Source organism: Bacillus sp. FJAT-14266 (assembly GCF_001719225.1).
Lineage (GTDB): Bacteria > Bacillota > Bacilli > Bacillales > Bacillaceae > Bacillus > Bacillus subtilis.
In genome coordinates, this window is sequence record NZ_CP017072.1 from 1,618,247 (window position 1) to 1,639,280 (window position 21,034).

The 21,034-nt window shown below is 41.3% G+C and carries 18 protein-coding genes and 2 pseudogenes; 13 read left to right on the plus strand and 7 right to left on the minus strand.

Annotation, left to right across the window (positions count from 1 at the left end; genetic code table 11):
- Window positions 1–302: 302 nt before the first annotated feature.
- The 7 genes from BGM23_RS08350 (at window position 303) to cypB (ending at window position 7,307) form a co-directional block, all read left to right on the plus strand.
- On the plus strand, window positions 303–671 hold the full coding sequence (locus tag BGM23_RS08350; protein ID WP_003229814.1) for a Na-translocating system protein MpsC family protein: 369 nt from the start codon (window positions 303–305) through the stop codon (window positions 669–671).
- A gap of 262 nt (window positions 672–933) precedes the next feature.
- Complete coding sequence (locus BGM23_RS08355) at window positions 934–1,734, plus strand: formate/nitrite transporter family protein (protein WP_003229815.1); 801 nt, start codon at window positions 934–936, stop codon at window positions 1,732–1,734.
- 390 nt (window positions 1,735–2,124) lie between these two features.
- On the plus strand, window positions 2,125–2,274 hold the full coding sequence (locus BGM23_RS08360; RefSeq protein ID WP_004399102.1) for a YrzI family small protein: 150 nt from the start codon (window positions 2,125–2,127) through the stop codon (window positions 2,272–2,274).
- A gap of 156 nt (window positions 2,275–2,430) precedes the next feature.
- Window positions 2,431–2,589, plus strand: a complete 159-nt coding sequence (locus BGM23_RS21795; protein WP_003229817.1) for a hypothetical protein — start codon at window positions 2,431–2,433, stop codon at window positions 2,587–2,589.
- 188 nt (window positions 2,590–2,777) lie between these two features.
- Complete coding sequence (locus BGM23_RS08370) at window positions 2,778–3,320, plus strand: class I SAM-dependent methyltransferase (RefSeq protein WP_004398716.1); 543 nt, start codon at window positions 2,778–2,780, stop codon at window positions 3,318–3,320.
- Window positions 3,321–3,542: 222 nt separating this feature from the next.
- Entirely contained in the window at window positions 3,543–4,127 is a 585-nt protein-coding gene (gene fatR / locus BGM23_RS08375; protein ID WP_009967878.1) for a transcriptional regulator FatR, read from the plus strand.
- A 15-nt stretch (window positions 4,128–4,142) separates the two neighbouring features.
- Window positions 4,143–7,307: a bifunctional cytochrome P450/NADPH--P450 reductase CypB gene (gene cypB / locus BGM23_RS08380; RefSeq protein ID WP_046663821.1), complete on the plus strand. Its 3,165-nt coding sequence runs from the start codon at window positions 4,143–4,145 to the stop codon at window positions 7,305–7,307.
- Window positions 7,308–7,550: 243 nt separating this feature from the next.
- On the opposite strand, the gene BGM23_RS08385 is transcribed toward cypB, so the two are convergent.
- From BGM23_RS08385 to BGM23_RS08405, 5 genes and pseudogenes are all read right to left on the minus strand, one after another.
- On the minus strand, window positions 7,551–7,841 hold the full coding sequence (locus BGM23_RS08385) for a YrhK family protein (RefSeq protein ID WP_029727149.1): 291 nt from the start codon (window positions 7,839–7,841) through the stop codon (window positions 7,551–7,553).
- Window positions 7,842–7,974: 133 nt separating this feature from the next.
- Window positions 7,975–9,878: pseudogene (oatA, locus tag BGM23_RS08390) on the minus strand (peptidoglycan O-acetyltransferase OatA).
- 110 nt (window positions 9,879–9,988) lie between these two features.
- Window positions 9,989–10,846 carry an anti-sigma-V factor RsiV gene (gene rsiV, locus BGM23_RS08395; protein WP_003229823.1) on the minus strand — a complete coding sequence of 286 codons (858 nt, stop codon included), beginning with the start codon at window positions 10,844–10,846 and terminating at the stop codon, window positions 9,989–9,991.
- Window positions 10,846–11,346, minus strand: coding sequence for an RNA polymerase sigma factor SigV (gene sigV / locus BGM23_RS08400; protein ID WP_015251591.1), 501 nt, complete (start codon window positions 11,344–11,346; stop codon window positions 10,846–10,848). Before sigV ends, rsiV begins: the two co-directional genes overlap by 1 nt.
- Before the next feature lie 196 nt (window positions 11,347–11,542).
- A complete protein-coding gene (locus BGM23_RS08405) occupies window positions 11,543–12,370 on the minus strand; it encodes a TrmB family transcriptional regulator (protein WP_029727150.1) in 828 nt (275 codons plus the stop codon).
- A 152-nt stretch (window positions 12,371–12,522) separates the two neighbouring features.
- Between BGM23_RS08405 and BGM23_RS08410 the strand changes: the two genes are divergently transcribed.
- The gene (locus BGM23_RS08410; protein WP_003229828.1) at window positions 12,523–13,155 is read left to right on the plus strand and encodes a LysE family transporter; all 633 of its coding nucleotides are present in this window, start codon (window positions 12,523–12,525) and stop codon (window positions 13,153–13,155) included.
- A gap of 95 nt (window positions 13,156–13,250) precedes the next feature.
- On the opposite strand, the gene BGM23_RS08415 is transcribed toward BGM23_RS08410, so the two are convergent.
- Both BGM23_RS08415 and BGM23_RS21800 read right to left on the minus strand, forming a co-directional pair.
- The gene (locus BGM23_RS08415) at window positions 13,251–14,639 is read right to left on the minus strand and encodes an amino acid permease (protein ID WP_029727151.1); all 1,389 of its coding nucleotides are present in this window, start codon (window positions 14,637–14,639) and stop codon (window positions 13,251–13,253) included.
- Between the two features lie 38 nt (window positions 14,640–14,677).
- A pseudogene (locus tag BGM23_RS21800) lies at window positions 14,678–14,817 on the minus strand (hypothetical protein).
- Between the two features lie 556 nt (window positions 14,818–15,373).
- Between BGM23_RS21800 and levR the strand changes: the two are divergent.
- The 5 genes from levR (at window position 15,374) to levG (ending at window position 20,974) form a co-directional block, all read left to right on the plus strand.
- Entirely contained in the window at window positions 15,374–18,181 is a 2,808-nt protein-coding gene (gene levR / locus BGM23_RS08420) for a transcriptional regulator LevR (RefSeq protein ID WP_029727152.1), read from the plus strand.
- Between the two features lie 189 nt (window positions 18,182–18,370).
- The gene (gene levD / locus BGM23_RS08425) at window positions 18,371–18,811 is read left to right on the plus strand and encodes a PTS fructose transporter subunit IIA (protein WP_003246144.1); all 441 of its coding nucleotides are present in this window, start codon (window positions 18,371–18,373) and stop codon (window positions 18,809–18,811) included.
- Entirely contained in the window at window positions 18,811–19,299 is a 489-nt protein-coding gene (gene levE / locus BGM23_RS08430; RefSeq protein ID WP_029318159.1) for a PTS fructose transporter subunit IIB, read from the plus strand. Before levD ends, levE begins: the two co-directional genes overlap by 1 nt.
- Window positions 19,300–19,315: 16 nt before the next feature.
- Window positions 19,316–20,125, plus strand: a complete 810-nt coding sequence (gene levF / locus BGM23_RS08435; protein WP_003229833.1) for a PTS fructose transporter subunit IIC — start codon at window positions 19,316–19,318, stop codon at window positions 20,123–20,125.
- Window positions 20,126–20,146: 21 nt separating this feature from the next.
- On the plus strand, window positions 20,147–20,974 hold the full coding sequence (gene levG, locus BGM23_RS08440) for a PTS fructose transporter subunit IID (RefSeq protein ID WP_003229834.1): 828 nt from the start codon (window positions 20,147–20,149) through the stop codon (window positions 20,972–20,974).
- Window positions 20,975–21,034 lie beyond the last annotated feature (60 nt).

The window sequence follows — 21,034 nt, forward strand, 5'->3', positions numbered from 1 at the left end:
TCCATCTTTCTTTCAAGAAGTCAAAAAAAGCCATGTATAGATACACCTGCCCTTAATTCTAAGAAGGTGTAAACACACATGGCGGAATAGTTCACTAGCAAGTCTTACTAACAGACCAATCCTTGATTTTTATAAAACGATAGACTCATAACAAGATCCTATTACAAATCCATCAACACTGCTTTTATTATAATGTGATATTTATTATAATACAATATGGCAGGAAAATTTTAACCAAGTGAAATGTCCTGAGGGGAACCGGGAAAAGCCTTTATAAGGCAATATCGGAAGGGGTAATCAGCATGTCTAAAAAAATTCATGAATTCAATGATATTATTCGAAAACTTCGCAAAGAATTGTTCGGAAAAGGGCCTGAGAGAATTCATACTGTATTTGTAGAAAACATGGCAGTTTCAACACTATACGGAAATCTGAGTGCAAGCGAGCAGTTTATCGCCCGCACGCCTGAAGGAAGAGAGATGGTACATGCGGCCCGGACAAGCCTAATTCAAGACCTTTATTCCAAACAAACACCGGAAGGAATGGAGGAACTCATGGGAGCTAAGCTAGTCCATTTGTTTTCTGATATTAAAATTGAGGAAAACATAGCTGTATCTGTATTTGTTTTTGACCGAAAAATAGATGAGCAAAAAGAAGTTCTGCAAAGCTAGTATATTTGTCATTGACACAAATTTGTCACATTTGATATGATGTTGCTACAGTTATAGAAGGCTAAAGCAATGGAATGTATGCACGAACTGTATATATTCTCTTTCAATATCTTACATACTGCTTGATATTGTTGTATGGGTATGCATACAAGTTAGGCAGCATTCAAACGCCTGGTTTGACACAGGTTATTTGAGTGCTGCCTTTTTTATTGCCTTTCTTGCATAACTGTGAGAAAAGAAGAAGTAATGGAGGCGTTTAATTATGGCTTTTCGAAAACCGGATGAAATAGCGGAAGCAGCAATTGAAGCAGGGATGAAAAAAATAAAGCTCCCGCTGCCGTCACTGCTTGTGCTGGGGTTTTTAGGCGGTGCATTTATCGCGCTTGGGTATTTGCTTGATATCAGGGTAATCGGCGATCTTCCGAAAGAATGGGGGAGCCTGTCCAGTTTGATTGGTGCAGCAGTATTTCCAGTCGGCCTGATCCTTGTCGTACTCGCTGGCGCTGAACTGATCACAGGCAATATGATGTCAGTTGCGATGGCGTTATTTTCGAGAAAAATATCAGTAAAAGAGTTAGCGATTAACTGGGGAATCGTCACAATTATGAACTTAATCGGCGCATTGTTTGTTGCGTACTTTTTCGGGCATTTGGTTGGATTGACTGAAACAGGTCCTTATTTAGAAAAAACGATTGCCGTTGCCCAAGGAAAGCTTGATATGAGCTTTGGCAAGGTTCTCATTTCCGCCATCGGCTGTAACTGGCTTGTATGTCTTGCAGTGTGGCTTTCTTTCGGCGCCCAAGACGCAGCAGGAAAAATCCTTGGCATCTGGTTCCCAATCATGGCTTTTGTGGCTATCGGATTTCAGCACGTTGTCGCCAACATGTTTGTGATTCCTGCTGCCATTTTTGCTGGCTCATTCACGTGGGGGCAGTTCATCGGAAACATCATTCCGGCTTTTATCGGTAATGTCATCGGAGGAGCTGTATTTGTCGGTCTCATTTATTTTATTGCATATCATAAGAAAGACCGCTCCAGAAAAGAAATGAAGCAGGTGTCATGACCAACGGGCAAATCCATTCGATGATTTGCACAATTTCCGTCCATTTTTAGAAAAAGATGTTTACAAAATGGGATTTGGTGGATATACTTACAAAGTAAGAAAAAAAGCAAAGGAGGCTGAACCAAAATGACAATGAGACAACGACGTCAACCTGTACGTGATACACATGTAAAAGTTCATAGTTTATTCAGCCTGTGGAAGAGTTCGTGTCCTTCCTTAACCGATGATTATCGCACGCATTAAATTCGGAATAGTCGGACATACGCAACTCCCCGCAGGCAGTAGAGGCATTGGTGTCTTCTTTTGTCTGCGGTTTTTATTTGCCCGCGGCAGAAGGGGTGTGCCGCGGGTTATTTCGCTTGATGCGGACTTTGAAAGGGGGTGAGCGATATGACGATTAACCTATTCTTTTTAACGTTAACGATTAAAAAACGGTTTAAAAGCCTGGAAGAATTCGAACGAGAACAGCAGATTGAGCAGATTTATGATGAAATGAAAGAGTCTCAGTTAAAGCATCTTTATTTAACAAACTGGCGCTAAAAGCAACGAAAAAAACTGAAGGGGGAATGGCATATGCTTAGAATGGAACTATTGATGCATTATACTATGGAGAAGGACCAAGTTTAGCGAAACAGCTGTCAAGGAAATGCCTGCCTGCATACAATAAATCAACGTTACTGTGAGGCAGGTGATGGCATGATGAACGATTATCAAAAAAGGCTGCCGTCGATTGGCCATGGTTATGCGTCCATGCCGCATTCCTTCAAACATGGTTATGGAAATCCATTCCGACAGCAGAGGCTGATGGCAATGCAGCAGCAAAGGCTGTATGTATTCCCTTATCATTGGCATTAGAAAGAGGGCAGAAAACATTATGTTTTCTGCTTTTTTTGCGGAAAAAAATGAAAAAGTTTAGTTCTGTTGAAACATTTTTCAATACATTGCCGTCTAGTTGGTACCTTCCTTCACTTTTAGAAATAAAGATGATGTTTATTTTTTTAAGATAATAAATAAACATAGGAAACCAAAAGCAGGTGTTTAAAATGCTAGAAAATAGACTCTATAAACGATCGGATTTTTGGAAATTATTTTCTCGGAAATATAAGCTAACCAAAACAATTGAGCATATGATGATTGACTCTATAGATATACAAGAAAATGACAGAATTTTAGAAATTGGAATTGGAAACGGCACTGTCTTTAAAAGCATAACCAAGAAACTAAAAAAGGGTAGCCTAAAAAGCATTGATCCTTCAAAACGAAAGGTAAGACAGATATCACGTGCGAATCGAAAGAACATGGGGAACGGGGAGGTTTTTCATGGCTATCCAGAGGACATTCCCTTTGATGACCGTACCTTTAATAAAGTCTTTTCTTTACATACGGTTCAAAGCTGCACCGATATTAGGCTTGCATTAAGAGAAATTTACAGGGTGCTTCAAATTGACGGCCGGTTTTATATCAGTATTGACACAAATACCGGTGAAAAAGAGAAAACGTATATTCAACTGCTGAAAGACCAGCATTTCAGGGATCTTTCTGTTATCAGGCGTGCTTCCTGTCTATGTATTGTGGCTGTTAAATAAAAAATTTCTCGGGAAATATATCCAAGATCCTCGTATTAGGATTTGGGTATATTTTCTTAATTTTTTATTTTTTGCATATACTTTATATTAAAAAAAGTTTTTTTCATATAAACTTATAACAGAAGAAAGAACAAAGAGGTGATATCAGACAGGGCAGACATTCTTTGTGAACAAAAGGAATGAATATTCATTCCGCAAACGAATCGGAGGTTGTCAGATTACATGATATCCGCATCCAGCAGTAAATACGACATGATTATGAAAGCGTCAGTCTCACTTTTTACGGAAAGGGGTTTTGACGCTACCACTATTCCTATGATAGCTGAACGTGCTCATGTAGGGACAGGAACGATCTATCGTTATTTTGACAGCAAAGAAACACTCGTTAACGTACTGTTTCAAGAAAGCATCCAGCGATTTACGGAAAAACTGAAGCAAGACGTTTCAGAATTGCCTGTCAGAGAAGGCTTTCACCACGTATTTTGCTGTCTCGTTCAGTTTACGAAAGAGAGCGACTATGCGCTTTTTTTTCTTGAAACCAAAAAAGACGCTCATTACTTAAATCATACAAGCAAAAAAATGATAGAAAATCTGACTCAAATGCTTGATGACTATTTTAATAAGGGAAAAGCGGAAGGCGTGATTCGCAGCCTGCCCTCTAATGTGTTAATTGCGATTGTATTAGGGGCGTTTCTCAAGATATATCAGCTCGTTCAAACAGGTGATATAGAGATGGACACTGATTTAATTACTGAATTGGAACAATGCTGCTGGGACGCCATTAAGCTTCATTCATCACAAAAATAGGAAAGGGAGATGTTAATGAAACAGGCAAGCGCAATACCTCAGCCCAAAACATACGGACCTTTAAAAAATCTTCCGCATCTGGAAAAAGAACAGCTTTCTCAATCCTTATGGCGGATAGCTGATGAATTGGGACCGATTTTCCGTTTTGATTTTCCGGGAGTATCCAGTGTTTTTGTCTCGGGCCACAATCTTGTGGCTGAAGTGTGTGATGAAAAACGCTTTGACAAGAACCTTGGCAAAGGCTTGCAAAAGGTGCGTGAGTTCGGGGGAGATGGCTTATTTACAAGCTGGACGCACGAACCGAACTGGCAAAAAGCCCACCGCATTTTGCTGCCGAGTTTTAGTCAAAAAGCGATGAAAGGCTATCATTCTATGATGCTGGATATCGCAACCCAGCTGATTCAAAAGTGGAGCCGGTTAAACCCTAATGAAGAAATTGATGTAGCGGACGATATGACACGTCTGACGCTTGATACGATTGGGTTATGCGGGTTTAACTATCGATTCAACAGCTTTTACCGTGATTCACAGCATCCGTTTATCACCAGTATGCTCCGTGCCTTAAAAGAGGCGATGAATCAATCGAAAAGACTGGGCCTGCAAGATAAAATGATGGTGAAAACGAAGCTGCAGTTCCAAAAGGATATAGAAGTCATGAACTCCCTGGTTGATAGAATGATAGCGGAGCGAAAGGCGAATCCGGATGAAAACATTAAGGATCTCTTGTCTCTCATGCTTTATGCCAAAGATCCAGTAACGGGTGAAACGCTGGATGACGAAAACATTCGATACCAAATCATCACATTTTTAATTGCTGGACATGAGACAACAAGCGGGTTGCTATCCTTTGCGATTTATTGTCTGCTTACACATCCGGAAAAACTGAAAAAAGCTCAGGAGGAAGCGGATCGCGTGTTAACGGATGACACGCCTGAATATAAACAAATCCAGCAGCTCAAATACATTCGGATGGTTTTAAATGAAACCCTCAGACTGTATCCAACAGCTCCGGCTTTTTCTCTATATGCGAAGGAGGATACTGTTCTAGGCGGGGAATATCCGATCAGCAAAGGGCAGCCAGTCACTGTTTTAATTCCAAAACTGCACCGGGATCAAAACGCTTGGGGACCGGATGCGGAAGATTTCCGTCCGGAACGGTTTGAGGATCCTTCAAGTATCCCTCACCATGCGTATAAGCCGTTTGGAAACGGACAGCGCGCTTGTATTGGCATGCAGTTTGCTCTTCAAGAAGCGACAATGGTTCTCGGTCTTGTATTAAAGCATTTTGAATTGATAAACCATACTGGCTACGAACTAAAAATCAAAGAAGCATTAACGATCAAGCCGGATGATTTTAAAATTACTGTGAAACCGCGAAAAACAGCGGCAATCAATGTACAGAGAAAAGAACAGGCAGACATCAAAGCAGAAACAAAGCCAAAAGAAACCAAACCTAAACACGGCACACCTTTACTTGTTCTTTTTGGTTCAAATCTTGGGACAGCTGAGGGAATAGCCGGTGAACTGGCTGCTCAAGGCCGCCAGATGGGCTTTACAGCTGAAACGGCTCCGCTTGATGATTATATCGGCAAGCTCCCTGAAGAAGGGGCAGTCGTCATTGTAACGGCTTCTTATAATGGGGCGCCGCCTGATAATGCTGCCGGATTTGTAGAGTGGCTGAAAGAGCTTGAGGAAGGCCAATTGAAAGGTGTTTCCTATGCGGTATTCGGCTGCGGAAACCGGAGCTGGGCCAGCACGTATCAGCGGATTCCCCGCCTGATTGATGACATGATGAAAGCAAAGGGGGCATCGCGTTTAACAGCGATTGGGGAAGGTGACGCCGCCGATGATTTTGAAAGCCACCGCGAGTCTTGGGAAAACCGCTTCTGGAAGGAAACGATGGACGCATTTGATATTAACGAAATAGCCCAGAAAGAAGACAGGCCTTCATTATCGATTACTTTTCTCAGTGAAGCGACGGAAACGCCGGTTGCTAAAGCATATGGCGCGTTTGAAGGGATTGTGTTAGAGAATCGAGAACTCCAGACAGCTGCCAGCACGCGTTCAACCCGCCATATTGAATTGGAAATTCCGGCTGGTAAAACATATAAAGAAGGCGATCATATCGGAATCCTGCCAAAGAACAGCAGGGAGCTTGTTCAGCGGGTTCTCAGCCGATTCGGTTTGCAGTCCAATCATGTGATAAAAGTAAGCGGAAGCGCTCATATGGCTCATCTGCCGATGGATCGGCCAATCAAAGTTGCGGATTTATTGTCGTCCTATGTAGAGCTGCAGGAACCGGCATCAAGGCTTCAGCTTCGGGAGCTGGCCTCTTATACAGTCTGTCCGCCGCATCAAAAAGAGCTGGAACAGCTCGTTTCAGATGATGGCATTTACAAAGAGCAGGTACTTGCAAAACGTCTTACCATGCTTGATTTTTTAGAGGATTATCCTGCCTGCGAAATGCCGTTTGAACGGTTTTTAGCACTTTTGCCATCACTAAAACCGAGATACTATTCCATTTCAAGCTCACCGAAAGTTCATGCAAATATCGTGAGCATGACGGTAGGAGTTGTGAAAGCCTCAGCATGGAGCGGCCGAGGTGAATACCGGGGTGTCGCCTCTAATTATTTAGCAGAGTTGAATACAGGTGATGCAGCAGCTTGCTTCATTCGTACGCCGCAGTCCGGATTCCAGATGCCGGATGAGCCTGAAACGCCTATGATTATGGTCGGGCCGGGCACAGGAATTGCGCCATTCAGGGGCTTTATTCAGGCAAGATCGGTTTTGAAGAAGGAAGGAAGCACCCTTGGTGAAGCACTTTTATACTTCGGCTGCCGCCGCCCGGACCATGACGACCTTTACAGAGAAGAGCTGGATCAAGCGGAACAGGACGGTTTGGTCACAATCCGCCGATGCTACTCGCGCGTCGAAAACGAACCAAAAGAATATGTCCAGCACTTGCTCAAGCAAGATACGCAGAAATTGATGACACTCATTGAAAAAGGGGCTTATATTTACGTATGCGGTGATGGATCGCAAATGGCTCCTGATGTAGAGAAAACTTTGCGATTGGCGTATGAAGCTGAAAAAGGAGCAAGCCAGGAAGAATCAGCTGAATGGCTGCAAAAGCTGCAAGACCAAAAACGTTATGTAAAAGACGTTTGGACAGGAATGTAAAATATAAAATCCCGCCAATCTGATTGGCGGGATTGCTTTGCATATGAGAAAACCGGCACGATAATGAAATCTACTGAAAAGGATGTTATAGGGAGTATCGCGCCGGCCTTATTATTCATATCGGCATGCAGAGGCAAAAGTTTAGTTCTTTTTACCTTATTTTTAAAAATAAATAGTCTAAAAGTCTTGTTTTTGATTTTCAACTCAGGCTTTTGGCATTTAGTTCTTTCTTATTCCTTAAGATCAGTCATCTGTTGAAGATTGATGCTTGAATTGCCGTTCCACATGTTTACGGTAATGAAGGTCATGAATCAGCCGAATGGTCGGCCTGATTAACAGCAGCAAACTTCCGACCGCAAACAGCCATATCCCTGCCGACTTTAAACGGTCATAGAAAAAGAAAAAGCTTCCAACGAGGAACAAAGCACCGATGATAAAATCGTTTACTGTATAAAGAACCTTATATCGTTTTTTGAAAAAAAGCTCATATCGTTTCAGCTCTTTTTGGATGTCATGTTCTTCATTTCCTTTCATTATCATCCCTCCATTCAATTTTGGCTTACCCTTACGTAAACGGCATGTAAACATAAGGGCTGCCTTGCTGAAAGAAGACATAATCAACGATCAGAAACTAAAGTAAAAAAGTGATCCGTATAGGATCTCTTTTTTACGATTTCATCGCCTGAACAATAAGAGCAGTCAAAGCTTTTGCCCCTTTAGGAACCAAGTGAACACCATCAGGGGTAAAATATTCCGGATGCCGAAGGGCTTCTGTATGCCAGTCAACTAACGTAACATTTTGATGTGCGCTTGCCTGGTGCTGTAAAGATTCATTAACCTTGCTTTCCCATTGGCGGGGAACCCGTGTATTGACGAGATAAATATGGGCTTTTGAGAAAGATTGAAGCAGTTGTTCGATTTGGCTGTTTGTAAAGTAGCCATTGGTTCCAAGCTCAATGATGACAGCCTTGTTGGGCTGATTAAAAGACTTGTATTCCTTTGCGAGTTCCAAAGCTTGAGACATTTGTCTTCCCACCTTTCCATCAATCGTCACATTTGAAAGTGACTGATGCAGGTGTGAAGAAATATCAAGCATGACGGAATCGCCTATACTAACACTTCTTTCGCAGTGTCTGCGGGTTCTTTCGACTGTTGAGATTGCGTGTCTTTCTTTTTATGAGTCTCTTGCCCATTATTTTTATTTTCCTTTTGTCCTTGCTTGGAGCCTGGTGTTTTTTGTTCAGGATTGTGTTTTTTATCTGCTGCAGCATCCTTTTCATCCCCAGAAGCTTGGCTGGTGTCAGCATTTGTTTCTTGTGAGCTATAGGTCCATTTGGTAGGGTGCTTTTGCTCGCCGGCTAGCCCTGACAGCCCGCCTGCAAAAATAAGTATAGCGAAAATGATGAAACCAATTGACATTTTGCTGATGACAGATGTCGTTTTCCATTCCTTGATTCTATGTATAAAAACACGGCGGAAAAATGACCTAAATCCCTGTGTCCGTATCGGCTTCTCAATAAAATGGTAGGAAAGCTCGGCAAGTATACATGTCACAATGACCTTTAGCACGATATGCCAAAAAACAGGGTTTCCGATTTCTTGAACTGGCGTGCTTAACACAATAACAGGGTAGTGCCAAAGATAAATTCCGTAAGACCGCGTTCCAAGCCACCGAAGCGGCCTCCATGAAAGCAGATTGCCTAAAAAGCTGCTCGGATGGCAAACACATGCAATAAGGATTGCGGCAGTCATGCTAATGAATAGCATTCCGCCTCTGTAAAGAAAAGGCTCGTATTCATCTGTGAAATAGACACACAACACTAATATACAAAATGCCGAAAATTCAGTGGCGTGCAAAGTGTGCTTCAGTTTGCTAGGCAGCCTGTTGGAAGACAGCCTTTTCATCGGCCATACCAAAGCCAAGGCACATCCGATGAGAAGTTCAAACGAACGAGTGTCTGTGCCATAGTAAACGCGGCTCGGATCTCCGCCAGGTTCATACAGTACGCTCATCATCACGGCTGAACAAAGCGCAAGCAATGATATCACCGCAGCCAATCTGGCGCGGCTTTTCATTATGTACATTCCAACAACTAAGAACATCGGCCATATGATATAAAATTGTTCTTCAATCGCCAGCGACCAAAGGTTTTTTAGAGGTGATGGGGAACCGAAACTATCAAAATATGATAGCTTGTGAAAAATAAACCGCCAATTGCTCATATAAAAGAGAGAAGAGATCGCATCTCCACGTACAGTGTGCAATAGTTCTCGATCAAACAATACGACCCACACAACAGTGGAAAAGATCATAAGGTACGCTGCCGGCAGAAGCCGCCGAATGCGGCGCACCCAAAAGTCCCGAAAATCAAGATTGATATCATTTCCATATGCCGGTAATAGAATGGATGTAATCAAATATCCGGATAAAACAAAAAAGATATCAACTCCGATAAAACCACCGTTAGCCCAATTGAAATTTAGGTGATAAGCGATAACTGACAGGACGGCAAAAGCGCGAAGGCCATCAAGTCCAGGGATGTATCGATGATGCTGTGTCTTGTGATACATGGGTATTCCTCCAATAGTATGCAAATATTCTCGTTGTTTTTGATAGCGAGGTTACGACCTCGAATAGAGAAGAGAGAAAACATCCATAATCTTAGATGGATGTTTTTATTTTATCGAATATAACGTTCTCCCACTAGCAAGTTTGAAATGACGCCGGTTGGAATTGTAAACTCTGTAACGCCCATATAGCCGGGGGCGACTTCATATTCGTCAAATGAGATCACAAGTTTATGGTCTTCAGTAATGTAAAACGTCTGATCAGGAAGAATCGTTTTGAACGGTTCTGCATCTTCGTCAGTGAGCCAATATATTTTATTTGGATCTTCCTTCATTTGCTGTTTCATTTGTTCTTTGATGTTTTGACTGATGACTTTGATATAGCGCTCATCTTTGAATAAGCTTTTTAATGTAAGTAAAATATCATTCTTTTTGTCAATTGTAATATAACGGCTTTGTGTGTAGGAAGATGCTTGTGTTGTTTCAATATTGCGCCGGATAGAGAGTAAATCTGGCGTGTCTGTGACCGTCTCGTAATCACTGTAGATGCTGAGATGCCCTTTTTTGTTTTTGGATGTGGACTGTATAAACTCTTTATACAGCTGCTGGCTTTCTTTCAAGTATTTCTGGTTAATGCTGTTTTCAAGCTCTTTATTAGAAAGCCCGGACAAAGCAGGTGTTTTGACATCAATGCTTGATTGGTCTTTTTCCTCTTTGATTTCAATAAAGGTGATCGCTTTGACGATTTTGCCGATGACAGGGATCTTGGACATAGCCTGAGCGGCGTCCGGGTTGATATTAACAAGCGCAGTGAATAAAATAGCTGCAGCGATTGCTGCTGATGTCGGCCACATGACGATTCTTTTCTTTTTTGGTTCTTGCTGAAGGGCTTTTTCAACAATGATATCCAATTCTTTAGGAATCTGAACATTTTTATATTCTTCTCTTAATTGCTGTAATCTCTTATCCATTAAGAAAGATCCTCCTTCGTCAATTGAATGCGCATCAGCTTCAATGCTCTGTATAGGCGCGTTTTGACGGTATTCGTGTTTTCTCCTGTAATTTCCGCAATTTCTTCTAATTTGAGGTCTTCAAAAAAACGTAAAATAATAATGGTTTTATAGCGGTACGGCAATTCGTCAAGCGCTTCATGGAGATCAGTATCCTTGTAATGGTCTTCCTTTCCTTTGCTTAAAAATTCTATCGTTTCGTCGTCCATCACTCTTATCTTTTTTTGTTTGCGCAAAAAATCAATGGCTGTCCGTACTAAAATTTTATAAAACCAGCTTTTTATCGTCCCAGGGTTCCTGACCGTTTCAACTGAGCTCAGCGCTTTTTTTATAGATTCCTGAACAATATCTAATGCGTCATCTTGATTTTTCACATAACTGAAAGCCAACCTGTAGAAATCTTGCTTATGGTCAGTTATGCATGTGACAAGCAACGCTTTTGTTGTTTGTTTTTTCTTCATTGCAATAAAGGGCTCCTTTTTGAATATACGTATATCGTAGGCTGTTACCTAGGATAGACGCGGCAGGCTGAAAAATAGTTTGCGCAGAATCACATTTTTTTAAAAGAGAGAAGTAAATCAGCATGGGGGGTTTATGCATAAAAAAACAAGGCTTGTTTTGTACAAGCCTTGTTTTTGGGGTAAGAGATGCCAAACATTATTCCAAATAATGTTTTTTGAAATCTGAGTGGATAGAAAATTTACGGCGCAACTGGATGAGATTTTTCCCGAAGCTCTCTTCTAATAGCTCTCTATGCTTTTTCAGAATTTCCATGAGGTACAGATCATGAATGATCACTTCAGTAATAGGCATGACTAAACCTACATGCATCGTCCATGCAGCACGGCTGTCATTGCCAAGTGAGACAATGCCCGCTACTACTTCTGAATCATCTCCGCTATAGACAAGCCACCGTCCGTCATACTCTTCTGTAATTTCACTGCTCATATCATGAAGGTAAACATTGGAAAAATCAGATACGATGTCTCCGTACGCAATAATGGTGACAATAACGCCTTGTTCTGCCGCCTGTTTTAGCTCTGATTCTATCTCCTCAAAATCCTCTTTCCATATTTCTAAGAGGATTCTTTTTTTGGCGGATAAGATACAAGCCTTCACCTTTTCAAGAATTTCACTGCGGCCGGTGATATTCCAGATGTTTTCCCGGTCATTAGCAGTCTGCTCGAACTTTTCAAAATATTTCTCAGCCTGATCAAAATGCTCTTCCGCTTTGAGTCGGCGGTTTTTAATCAGTTCTTTTGCGGGGACAGGAACATACTGAGGCGTATTTCCATGACTGACAAAAACATCTCCTCTTATGACAAGGCTTTCCAAGACTTCATAAATTTTAGAACGGGGAACTCCGGATTTTTTGGCAACGGCATAGCCTGTTAAAGGTGATTCTTGCAATAATGCCAAATACGCTTTCGATTCATATTCTGTAAAATTGAGGTTTTTTAAAATGTCTAACATATTTTCTTTCATATATCCTCCAATATAAAGAGCAATCGCTGCCTTAGTAATCGCTATTTTAACAAACCATATTGATTTATTCCAAACGCATTGATACACTTTTATAAGTAGTTACTTTTGTAGTCACTATATGATTGAGGGGATTTTTAAAGGGGGAGAGAACAATGCACAGCTTACTCGCATACATACCGATCGCTGCCATGATGGTTATCATACCGGGGGCAGATACGATGCTTGTGATGAAAAATACGCTTAGGTATGGTCCGAAAGCCGGCCGTTATAACATTCTCGGATTGGCGACAGGACTTTCCTTTTGGACGGTGATTGCCATTTTAGGATTATCAGTGGTAATCGCAAAGTCAGTGATTCTTTTCACAACGATCAAATATTTGGGAGCGGCATACTTAATTTATTTAGGTGTAAAAAGTTTTTTTGCTAAAAGTATGTTTTCGTTAGATGACATGCAATCCCAAGCAAAAAATATGGCAAGTTCTCCGAAACGTTATTATAAAACTTCCTTTATGCAAGGATCACTCAGTAACATTCTCAATCCTAAAACTGTTTTGGTGTATGTTACAATCATGCCCCAATTTATCAATTTGAACGGAAATATAAACCAGCAGCTCATCATTTTAGCTTCAATCCTAACCTTATTAGCGGTGTTGTGGTTCCTGTTTCTTGTTTATATTATTGATTACGCAAAAAAATGGATGAAAAACTCGAAGTTCCAGAAAGTGTTTCAAAAAATTACCGGAATAATATTAGTAGGTTTCGGCATCAAAACTGGTTTGAGTTAACACTTAAATGAAGTGAATGAAATTTGAAACCAAAGTTTAATTTAGTGTTTGACACATATAAAAAGACAAGGGAGTGAGTATCCCTTGTCTTTTTTTTATTTCACCTTATGTCCTCTGCGGGTTTGCACCTTATACAAAATAATCAATAAAACAAACCAGACCGGGGTGACAAACAAAGCAATACGTGTATCATTCGCCAGTGCCAATATGACAAGAATGAACGCGAGAAATGCAAGTGTTAAATAGTTGGATAATGGGTAAAAAGGCATTTTAAATTTGTTTGCTTTCGCTTCATGCTGCCTTGTTTTTCGATATTTCAAATGGCAAATCACCGTGATGCCCCAAATAAAAATGAAGCATATTGTAGAAACACTTGTAATCAGTGTGAAGACTTGCTCAGGCATTAAATAATTCAGACTAACGCCAATCAGAATGGCGACGGATGAAAAGAACAGCGCATTGCTTGGCACGTTAGAAGAAGTTAATTTCTTTAATAGTCCAGGTGCGTGATGATCCTTTGCAAGTGAATAGACCATTCGGCTTGTGCTGAATAAAGCGCTATTTGCAGCTGACGCGGCTGATGTTAATACAACAAAATTGATCAAACTGGCAGCCACAACGATGCCTACTGCAGAGAAGACCTGAACAAATGGGCTTTCGTTTGGATTCAACACATTCCAAGGATAGATACACATAATCACGAAAAGTGCGCCAACATAAAAAAGTAAAATCCGGACAGGGATTTGATTGATGGCTTTAGGGATCACTTTTTGGGGATTTTCTGTTTCACCTGCTGTCAGTCCAACAAGTTCAATACCCACGAAAGCGAAGACGACCATTTGGAACGATAGGATAAACCCATGCCATCCATTTGGGAACATGCCGCCGTGGCTCCAAAGGTTGGTGAGGCTGGCAGGGCCGGAAGCTGCGGAAAAACCTTTCGCAATCAGGAGAATACCAGTTACGATCAGAGCCAGTATGGCAATGACTTTGATCAATGCAAACCAAAATTCTAATTCTCCGAAAAGTTTAACGGTGGCAAGGTTCATGATCAGCAGGATAATAAGCGCAAGAAGACCCGGCAGCCATTGAGGCACATCGGGAAGCCAATATTGCGTATAAATGCCGACCGCCGTTAAATCAGCCATCGCGAGGGAAATCCAACAGAACCAGTAGGTCCACCCAGTGATAAATGCTGCCATGTTTCCTAAATAGTCCCTTACAAAATCAACAAAAGAGTGGTATCCCGCATTTGATAAGAGCAGTTCTCCGAGCGAACGCATAATGAAAAAGCAAAATACGCCGGTGATCAAGTAAGCAAATAAAATGGATGGTCCTGCAAAATGGATGGATTTACCTGAACCTAAAAATAAACCTGTACCGATTGCACCTCCAATCGCCATTAATTGTATATGCCTGTTTTTAAGGCCTCTAGACAATTTCTGTTGCTGGCCAAAATTGTCTTTGCTAGAATTGCCTATCAATTTTATTTTCCTCCAGTAATAAAAAGATGAGTAAAGTTTTATCGGATATTATAACATTTAAAAGAATAGATACTTTTATTTTTAAATTTTAAAACTATTTTAAGTGCTGTTACATGTCTTGTGGCTCTATTTTTACTCGTGATTCTACCTGAATAGCAGAGTAAAACAGGAAAGTCATTTGGACAATCTGACAGGCTAGTTTTAATCGGTAACGATTTGTATAATTGCATACCCACTATGTTTGAGGCCTGCAGGGGGGATCAAATCGAGAGAATCGGAGATAAAGTTTTTAAGCTTACAGATTCCTTAACTTTCAAGGTGGATTGCAAAAATGACGAAGTTTTGCATATTGTAATACTGCGGCGGTCACATAGAGTGTCCGTCTTTTTTGTTGTGAACGAACCTAAGGGGTTATATTTAGGAAAATTGTCCTGATCTATAAGATGCATTTTTTGTCATTGATGATTTTGACATCATTACATTCCCCAAGAATGATAAACTGTTTACTGATTATTACTTTTGAAGGGGACTGGCCCTCCAGAACCGCGAATCTATCATACTAATATGAGTTGCAAATGATTCGAAATGTAAACATATATGCATAAAAGCCAGCTTTGTCAATCTGCTATAGAGACCTTTTTAAACGTGTATCAGCAGATAATCTCAACGCGGACTATAAAGTTTCGAAATATTCTTGTTAATGGCTTATCTAATAAGGACAAAGGATGATAGACGTGAGAAGAATAGATAAAATATACCATCAGCTCAAGCATAATTTTCATGATTCAACCTTAGATCATCTTTTAAAAATACAAGGGAATTCAGCAAAGGAGATTGCCGAGCAGCTGAAAATGGAGCGGTCCAATGTCAGCTTTGAATTGAACAATCTCGTCCGGTCCAAAAAGGTCATCAAAATTAAAACGTTTCCTGTAAGATACATCCCAGTCGAGATAGCAGAAAAATTATTCAACAAGAAATGGGATACAGAGATGATGGAAGTGAAAGACCTTCAGGCGTTTTCCGGAAATTCAAAGCAAAATCATCAACACATTTCCACGAATCCCCTAGAGCTTATGATAGGGGCAAAAGGGAGTTTGAAGAAAGCGATCTCCCAGGCAAAAGCAGCTGTCTTTTATCCGCCGAACGGTCTGCATATGCTCCTCCTAGGGCCGACTGGTTCCGGTAAATCCCTTTTTGCGAACCGAATTTACCAGTTTGCCATTTACTCTGACATATTGAAGGCCGGCGCACCATTTATTACATTTAACTGTGCAGACTACTACAACAACCCTCAATTATTGCTTTCTCAATTATTCGGACACAAAAAAGGTTCATTTACAGGTGCTGCCGAGGATAAGGCGGGTTTAGTCGAACAGGCCAATGGGGGCATTCTTTTTATGGATGAAATCCACCGTCTCCCTCCCGAGGGACAAGAAATGCTGTTTTATTTTATTGACAGCGGTTCTTATAACAGGCTTGGAGAATCTGAACATAAACGAACATCGAACGTATTGTTTATTTGTGCGACTACAGAAAATCCGAGTTCTGCACTATTGAAAACGTTTTTGCGAAGAATCCCAATGACCATTCATATTCCTTCGCTTGAAGAACGATCGCTTAAAGAAAGAGTGGATCTGACGACGTTTTTATTAGGGAAAGAAGCAGAGCGAATTAAGAAGAATCTGAGTGTGCATATCGATGTCTATAATGCGCTTATTCACTCTGCGAAATTTGGGAATGTCGGACAGCTGAAATCAAATGTCCAGTTAGTTTGCGCACACGGATTTTTGCATAACCTTGACAGAAATGAAGTTATTGAACTGACTGTTCGCGATCTGCCTGATGAAATCAAGCAAGAATGGATGTCCAGCAGCAAAAACATGCAAAGAAGCAAAGCCATTTCTGAATATGTCAATATTACAACGATTATCTCTCCGATTGTAGAAGATGAAACAACAAAAATTGACGAAGACCTCTCATTTAACTTATATCATTTGATTGAGGAAAAAGTGAAAACGCTTATGAAAGAAGGTTTATCCAAAAAGGATATTAACCAATACATCTTGACTGATGTCCATTTGCATGTCAGAAGTTTTTTTCATCATCAAGCTTTTCAAAAAGACAGCCTGCTGACATTCGTTGAAGATGACGTGATTCAAATGACAAAACAGTTAAAAGAAATAGCTGAACATGAGCTGGATTGCACATTTGACCGTAAGTTTATTTATTTCTTGAGTATGCATATTGACGCATTTTTAAAGCGAGGAAAGCAAATTGATGTTTTGAATACACAGGAGACGGATGAAATTCGTGATACCCATGTGAAAGAATATCGGGTGGCGATGATTTTTAAAGATAAAATTCAGGAATATTTTAAAGTGGCTATTCCTGAAATAGAAGTCATCTACTTAACGATGTTAATCCATTCCATCAAATCGTTAAAGGAGAACAAAAGAGTCGGAATTATCGTGGCTGCTCATGGAAACAGTACGGCGAGTTCAATGGTTGAAGTTGCGACAGAACTGCTAGGGAGCACGCCGATTGCAGCAGTTGACATGCCGCTTTCTGTTTCACCGTCGGACATTCTTGAATGCGTAGCGGAAAAAATGAAACAGGTTGACGAAGGCGAAGGTGTTTTAATGCTGGTAGACATGGGGTCGCTTGCAATGCTGGAAAGCAGGCTGGAGGAAAAGACAGGAATTTCCATCAAAACGATCAGCAATGTTACGACTTCAATGGTGCTGGATGCTGTCAGAAAGGTCAACTATTTGAATTTAAATTTGCATGCGATCTATCAATCGGTCACGAAGGATTTTATCGAGCTGTGGGAGCGTCAGCCCGCGGCATCCGGCAAAAAGAAGGCATTGGTATCCATCTGCACGACGGGCAGCGGAACGGCCAAAAAGCTGGAAGACATTCTAACCACGATCGTAAACAAGGCCTCCGATACCCCGATTCACATATTGACCGTATCATCGATTAAGCTGGCCAACAGCATAAAAGAAATCGAAAAAGAGTATGAAATCCTTGCGACAGTCGGAACGAAAGACCCTAAAATCAATGCTCCGCATGTATCTTTAGAAGTGTTAATTGAAGGGGAGGGAGAGAAGCTGATTCAACAGGCGATTACAAAAGGAAGCATCTCCTTGAGCAATGGATTGAACGAAGCAAATATTATTGTCAGGGAGCTTTGCGAGGATAGCCTGAAAAAATACCTTGTCTTCTTGAATCCCCACCATGTGATCGAAATGTTATTGGAGTGGCTGCAAACCGTTCAAGATGAGCTGGGGGTCATTTTCAATAATGCTGTTTTGATCAAAGTCATTATGCACACGGCTTTCGCCTTTGAAAGGGTAATTAAGCAGAATCCGATCGCTTTCTCAGAGGAAGAAGAGATCAATGATCAGCTGAAGGAAATGGTGTACGTGACAGAGCGAACATTAGCCCCTTATGAAGAAAAGCTCGGACTTCGCATTAGTGATGATGAAAAATTATTTATAGCCGCCATATTTGCTGAAGAAGTGCATGGCCAGCTGTTTTAAAAACAGTTTTTTCATATGAACCTGTATTAAATGGAACACCATTTTAATACAGGTTTATTTTTTTCGTTTTAAGTGTTTCAACAACAAATTGCTATTGGCTGAAATAACAATGAAAACGCTTAACCCACCTGTGTTGGCACGATCCTTGCATTATATTTGGATGTACAAAACAGGAAAGGAGCAATAGATATGATTTCAGTTATTATCAGCGGTCATGGAGATTTTCCCATAGCATTAAAAGAGTCTTCAGGGATGATATTCGGTGAAGAAAATAACCTGATTGCAGTGCCATTTTTTAAAGGGGAAGGAATACAAACACTGCAAGAAAAATATCATCAGGCGCTCAAGGATATCCCGGAAGAACATGAAGTGCTTTTTTTAGTCGATATTTTTGGAGGGACGCCATATAACGCGGCAGCTTCCTTTATTGCTGAGGATCAAAGAATGGATATGGCAGCCGGCGTAAACCTGCCGATTCTGCTGGAGGTATTAAGCCTGAGAGAACATCTGGCTCTCAAAGATTTGCTGAACAACTTAAAAGCAATGAGTCAGCAAAGCTTTCAAGTGTGCAGTGAACATTTAGAAAAAGTAAAAACAGCCAATCAAGATACAAGAGAGGATGAATTATGATGAACATTGTGTTAGCAAGAATTGATGACCGCTTTATTCACGGCCAAATCCTGACAAGGTGGATAAAAGTCCATGCAGCCGACCGAATCATCGTTGTCTCCGACGATATTGCTCAGGACGAAATGAGAAAAACGCTGATCCTTTCTGTTGCGCCTTCAAATGTAAAGGCAAGTGCCGTCTCGGTTTCTAAAATGGCAAAAGCATTTCATAGTCCGCGCTACGAAGGGGTAACGGCAATGCTCTTGTTTGAAAATCCGTCTGATATTGTATCTCTTATAGAAGCAGGTGTACCGATCAAAACCGTAAACGTCGGGGGAATGCGTTTTGAAAATCATCGCAGGCAAATCACAAAATCAGTCAGTGTCACAGAACAAGATATAAAGGCATTTGAAACATTAAGTGACAAGAGCGTGAAACTGGAATTGAGGCAGCTGCCTTCAGATGCCAGTGAGGATTTTGTACAGATTTTACGGAACGTAACAAAATAATCAAGGGGATGAGAATATGTCTTCATTACAAATTATTTTGTTGTTAATCATTGCAGCAATCACCGGAATCGCAAGTGTATTGGATGAAGGGCAGACACACCGGCCGCTTGTGGCCTGTACGTTAGTTGGCTTGGTGCTCGGGGACTTAAAAACGGGAATTATTCTTGGAGGCACACTGGAGCTGATGGCGCTCGGCTGGATGAACGTCGGGCTTGCCATGGCACCTGATACAGCGATCGCCTCTGTCATCTCAACCATTTTAGTTATTACCGCTGATCAGGGAATTGGCGAAGGGATTGCTGTCGCTGTTGCTTTAGCAGCTGCGGGTCAGGCGCTGACGATTTTTGTTCGGACGATCACTGTCTTTTTCATCCACCGCGCTGATCAATATGCAAAAGCGGGAAATATAAAAGGAATTGAAATTATGCATATTACCGCGATGGTGTTTCAAGCTTTGCGCGTCATGATTCCTACATTGATTGTTGCTTTAATTAGTGTCAGCGCTGTTCAGGCGTTCCTGGGAAATATTCCTGATGTCATTACAAAAGGACTGCAAATAGGCGGAGGCATTATTGTGGTTGTCGGGTATGCCATGGTGATCAATATGATGAATATTCCTTATTTAAAGCCATTTTTCTATATTGGTTTCTTATTAGCGGCGTTTACCGATTTTAACTTAGTGGGATTTGGAGCCCTTGGTCTCTGTCTGGCGCTTTTATACCAGCAGGTGATGCAAAAACAAAGCGCTCACGGAGCAGTCGCGGCCGCATCAGACAGTGGCAGTGTTGCTGTTTATGATGACGATGATGATGATCTTGATGCCTAAACGATGAGGGGGGAAGAAAAAATGGAGAAAGAAAAACGATTAACGAAGAAAGAAATTTTCAGCATGTTTATTCGTTCAAATTTTTTACTCGGTTCCTTTAACTTCGAACGTGTGCAGGCAATGGGATATTGTTATGTCATGATACCGGCGATCAAAAAATTGTACGGTCCCGGAGCGAAAAGAAACGAAGCCTTGCAGCGGCATTTGGAATGGTTTAATACACATCCGTGGCTGACAGCGCCTATATTTGGTGTGACGGCAGCCATGGAAGAAGAAATGGCGAACAATAAAGGAATTGACGGAAAAGCGATAAGCGGAATGAAAATTGGTTTGATGGGACCAATAGCGGGCGTAGGCGACCCAATTTTCTGGGGAACGATTCGTCCTGTCTTAGCTGCGCTAGGAGCCTCCCTTGCTTTAGGAGGAAACATTGCCGGCCCTTTGCTATTCTTTTTCTTGCTGAATGCCATAAGATTAAGCACAAAATATTACGGATTAAAGTATGGCTATGTGAAAGGAATGGAGATTCTTCAGGATTTAGCGGGGAATCGCATTCAAAAGCTTACAGAGGGCGCTTCGATTCTCGGGTTATTTGTTATGGGGGCTCTCGTGTCCAAATGGACCACCATCAACATTCCAATCGTTGTATCCAGGATTAAGGATGAAAGCGGAAAAGTAGATGTTCAAACTGTACAAAACGTGTTAGACAGCATTATGCCGGGTGCGCTGCCTCTCGGATTAACGTTATTGGTGGCATGGATGCTTCGCAAAGGGGTGAATCCACTTCTCATTATTTGCGGCATCTTTGTCATCGGGATTCTCGGGTATTGGGCTGGATTCTTAGCATAAGGTGTGTGAAGGAAAGAGAGAGAAACTGCAGCAGTCTTTTCATATATAAATCATTCGGAT

Coding starts and splice junctions, on each gene's coding strand:
- BGM23_RS08350 (WP_003229814.1), top strand. CDS start 303: ATGTCTAAAAAAATTCATGAATTCAATGATATTATTCGAAAACTTCGC.
- BGM23_RS08355 (WP_003229815.1), top strand. CDS start 934: ATGGCTTTTCGAAAACCGGATGAAATAGCGGAAGCAGCAATTGAAGCA.
- BGM23_RS08360 (WP_004399102.1), top strand. CDS start 2,125: ATGACGATTAACCTATTCTTTTTAACGTTAACGATTAAAAAACGGTTT.
- BGM23_RS21795 (WP_003229817.1), top strand. CDS start 2,431: ATGATGAACGATTATCAAAAAAGGCTGCCGTCGATTGGCCATGGTTAT.
- BGM23_RS08370 (WP_004398716.1), top strand. CDS start 2,778: ATGCTAGAAAATAGACTCTATAAACGATCGGATTTTTGGAAATTATTT.
- fatR (WP_009967878.1), top strand. CDS start 3,543: ATGATATCCGCATCCAGCAGTAAATACGACATGATTATGAAAGCGTCA.
- cypB (WP_046663821.1), top strand. CDS start 4,143: ATGAAACAGGCAAGCGCAATACCTCAGCCCAAAACATACGGACCTTTA.
- BGM23_RS08385 (WP_029727149.1), bottom strand. CDS start 7,841: ATGAAAGGAAATGAAGAACATGACATCCAAAAAGAGCTGAAACGATAT.
- rsiV (WP_003229823.1), bottom strand. CDS start 10,846: ATGGATAAGAGATTACAGCAATTAAGAGAAGAATATAAAAATGTTCAG.
- sigV (WP_015251591.1), bottom strand. CDS start 11,346: ATGAAGAAAAAACAAACAACAAAAGCGTTGCTTGTCACATGCATAACT.
- BGM23_RS08405 (WP_029727150.1), bottom strand. CDS start 12,370: ATGAAAGAAAATATGTTAGACATTTTAAAAAACCTCAATTTTACAGAA.
- BGM23_RS08410 (WP_003229828.1), top strand. CDS start 12,523: ATGCACAGCTTACTCGCATACATACCGATCGCTGCCATGATGGTTATC.
- levD (WP_003246144.1), top strand. CDS start 18,371: ATGATTTCAGTTATTATCAGCGGTCATGGAGATTTTCCCATAGCATTA.
- levE (WP_029318159.1), top strand. CDS start 18,811: ATGAACATTGTGTTAGCAAGAATTGATGACCGCTTTATTCACGGCCAA.
- levF (WP_003229833.1), top strand. CDS start 19,316: ATGTCTTCATTACAAATTATTTTGTTGTTAATCATTGCAGCAATCACC.
- levG (WP_003229834.1), top strand. CDS start 20,147: ATGGAGAAAGAAAAACGATTAACGAAGAAAGAAATTTTCAGCATGTTT.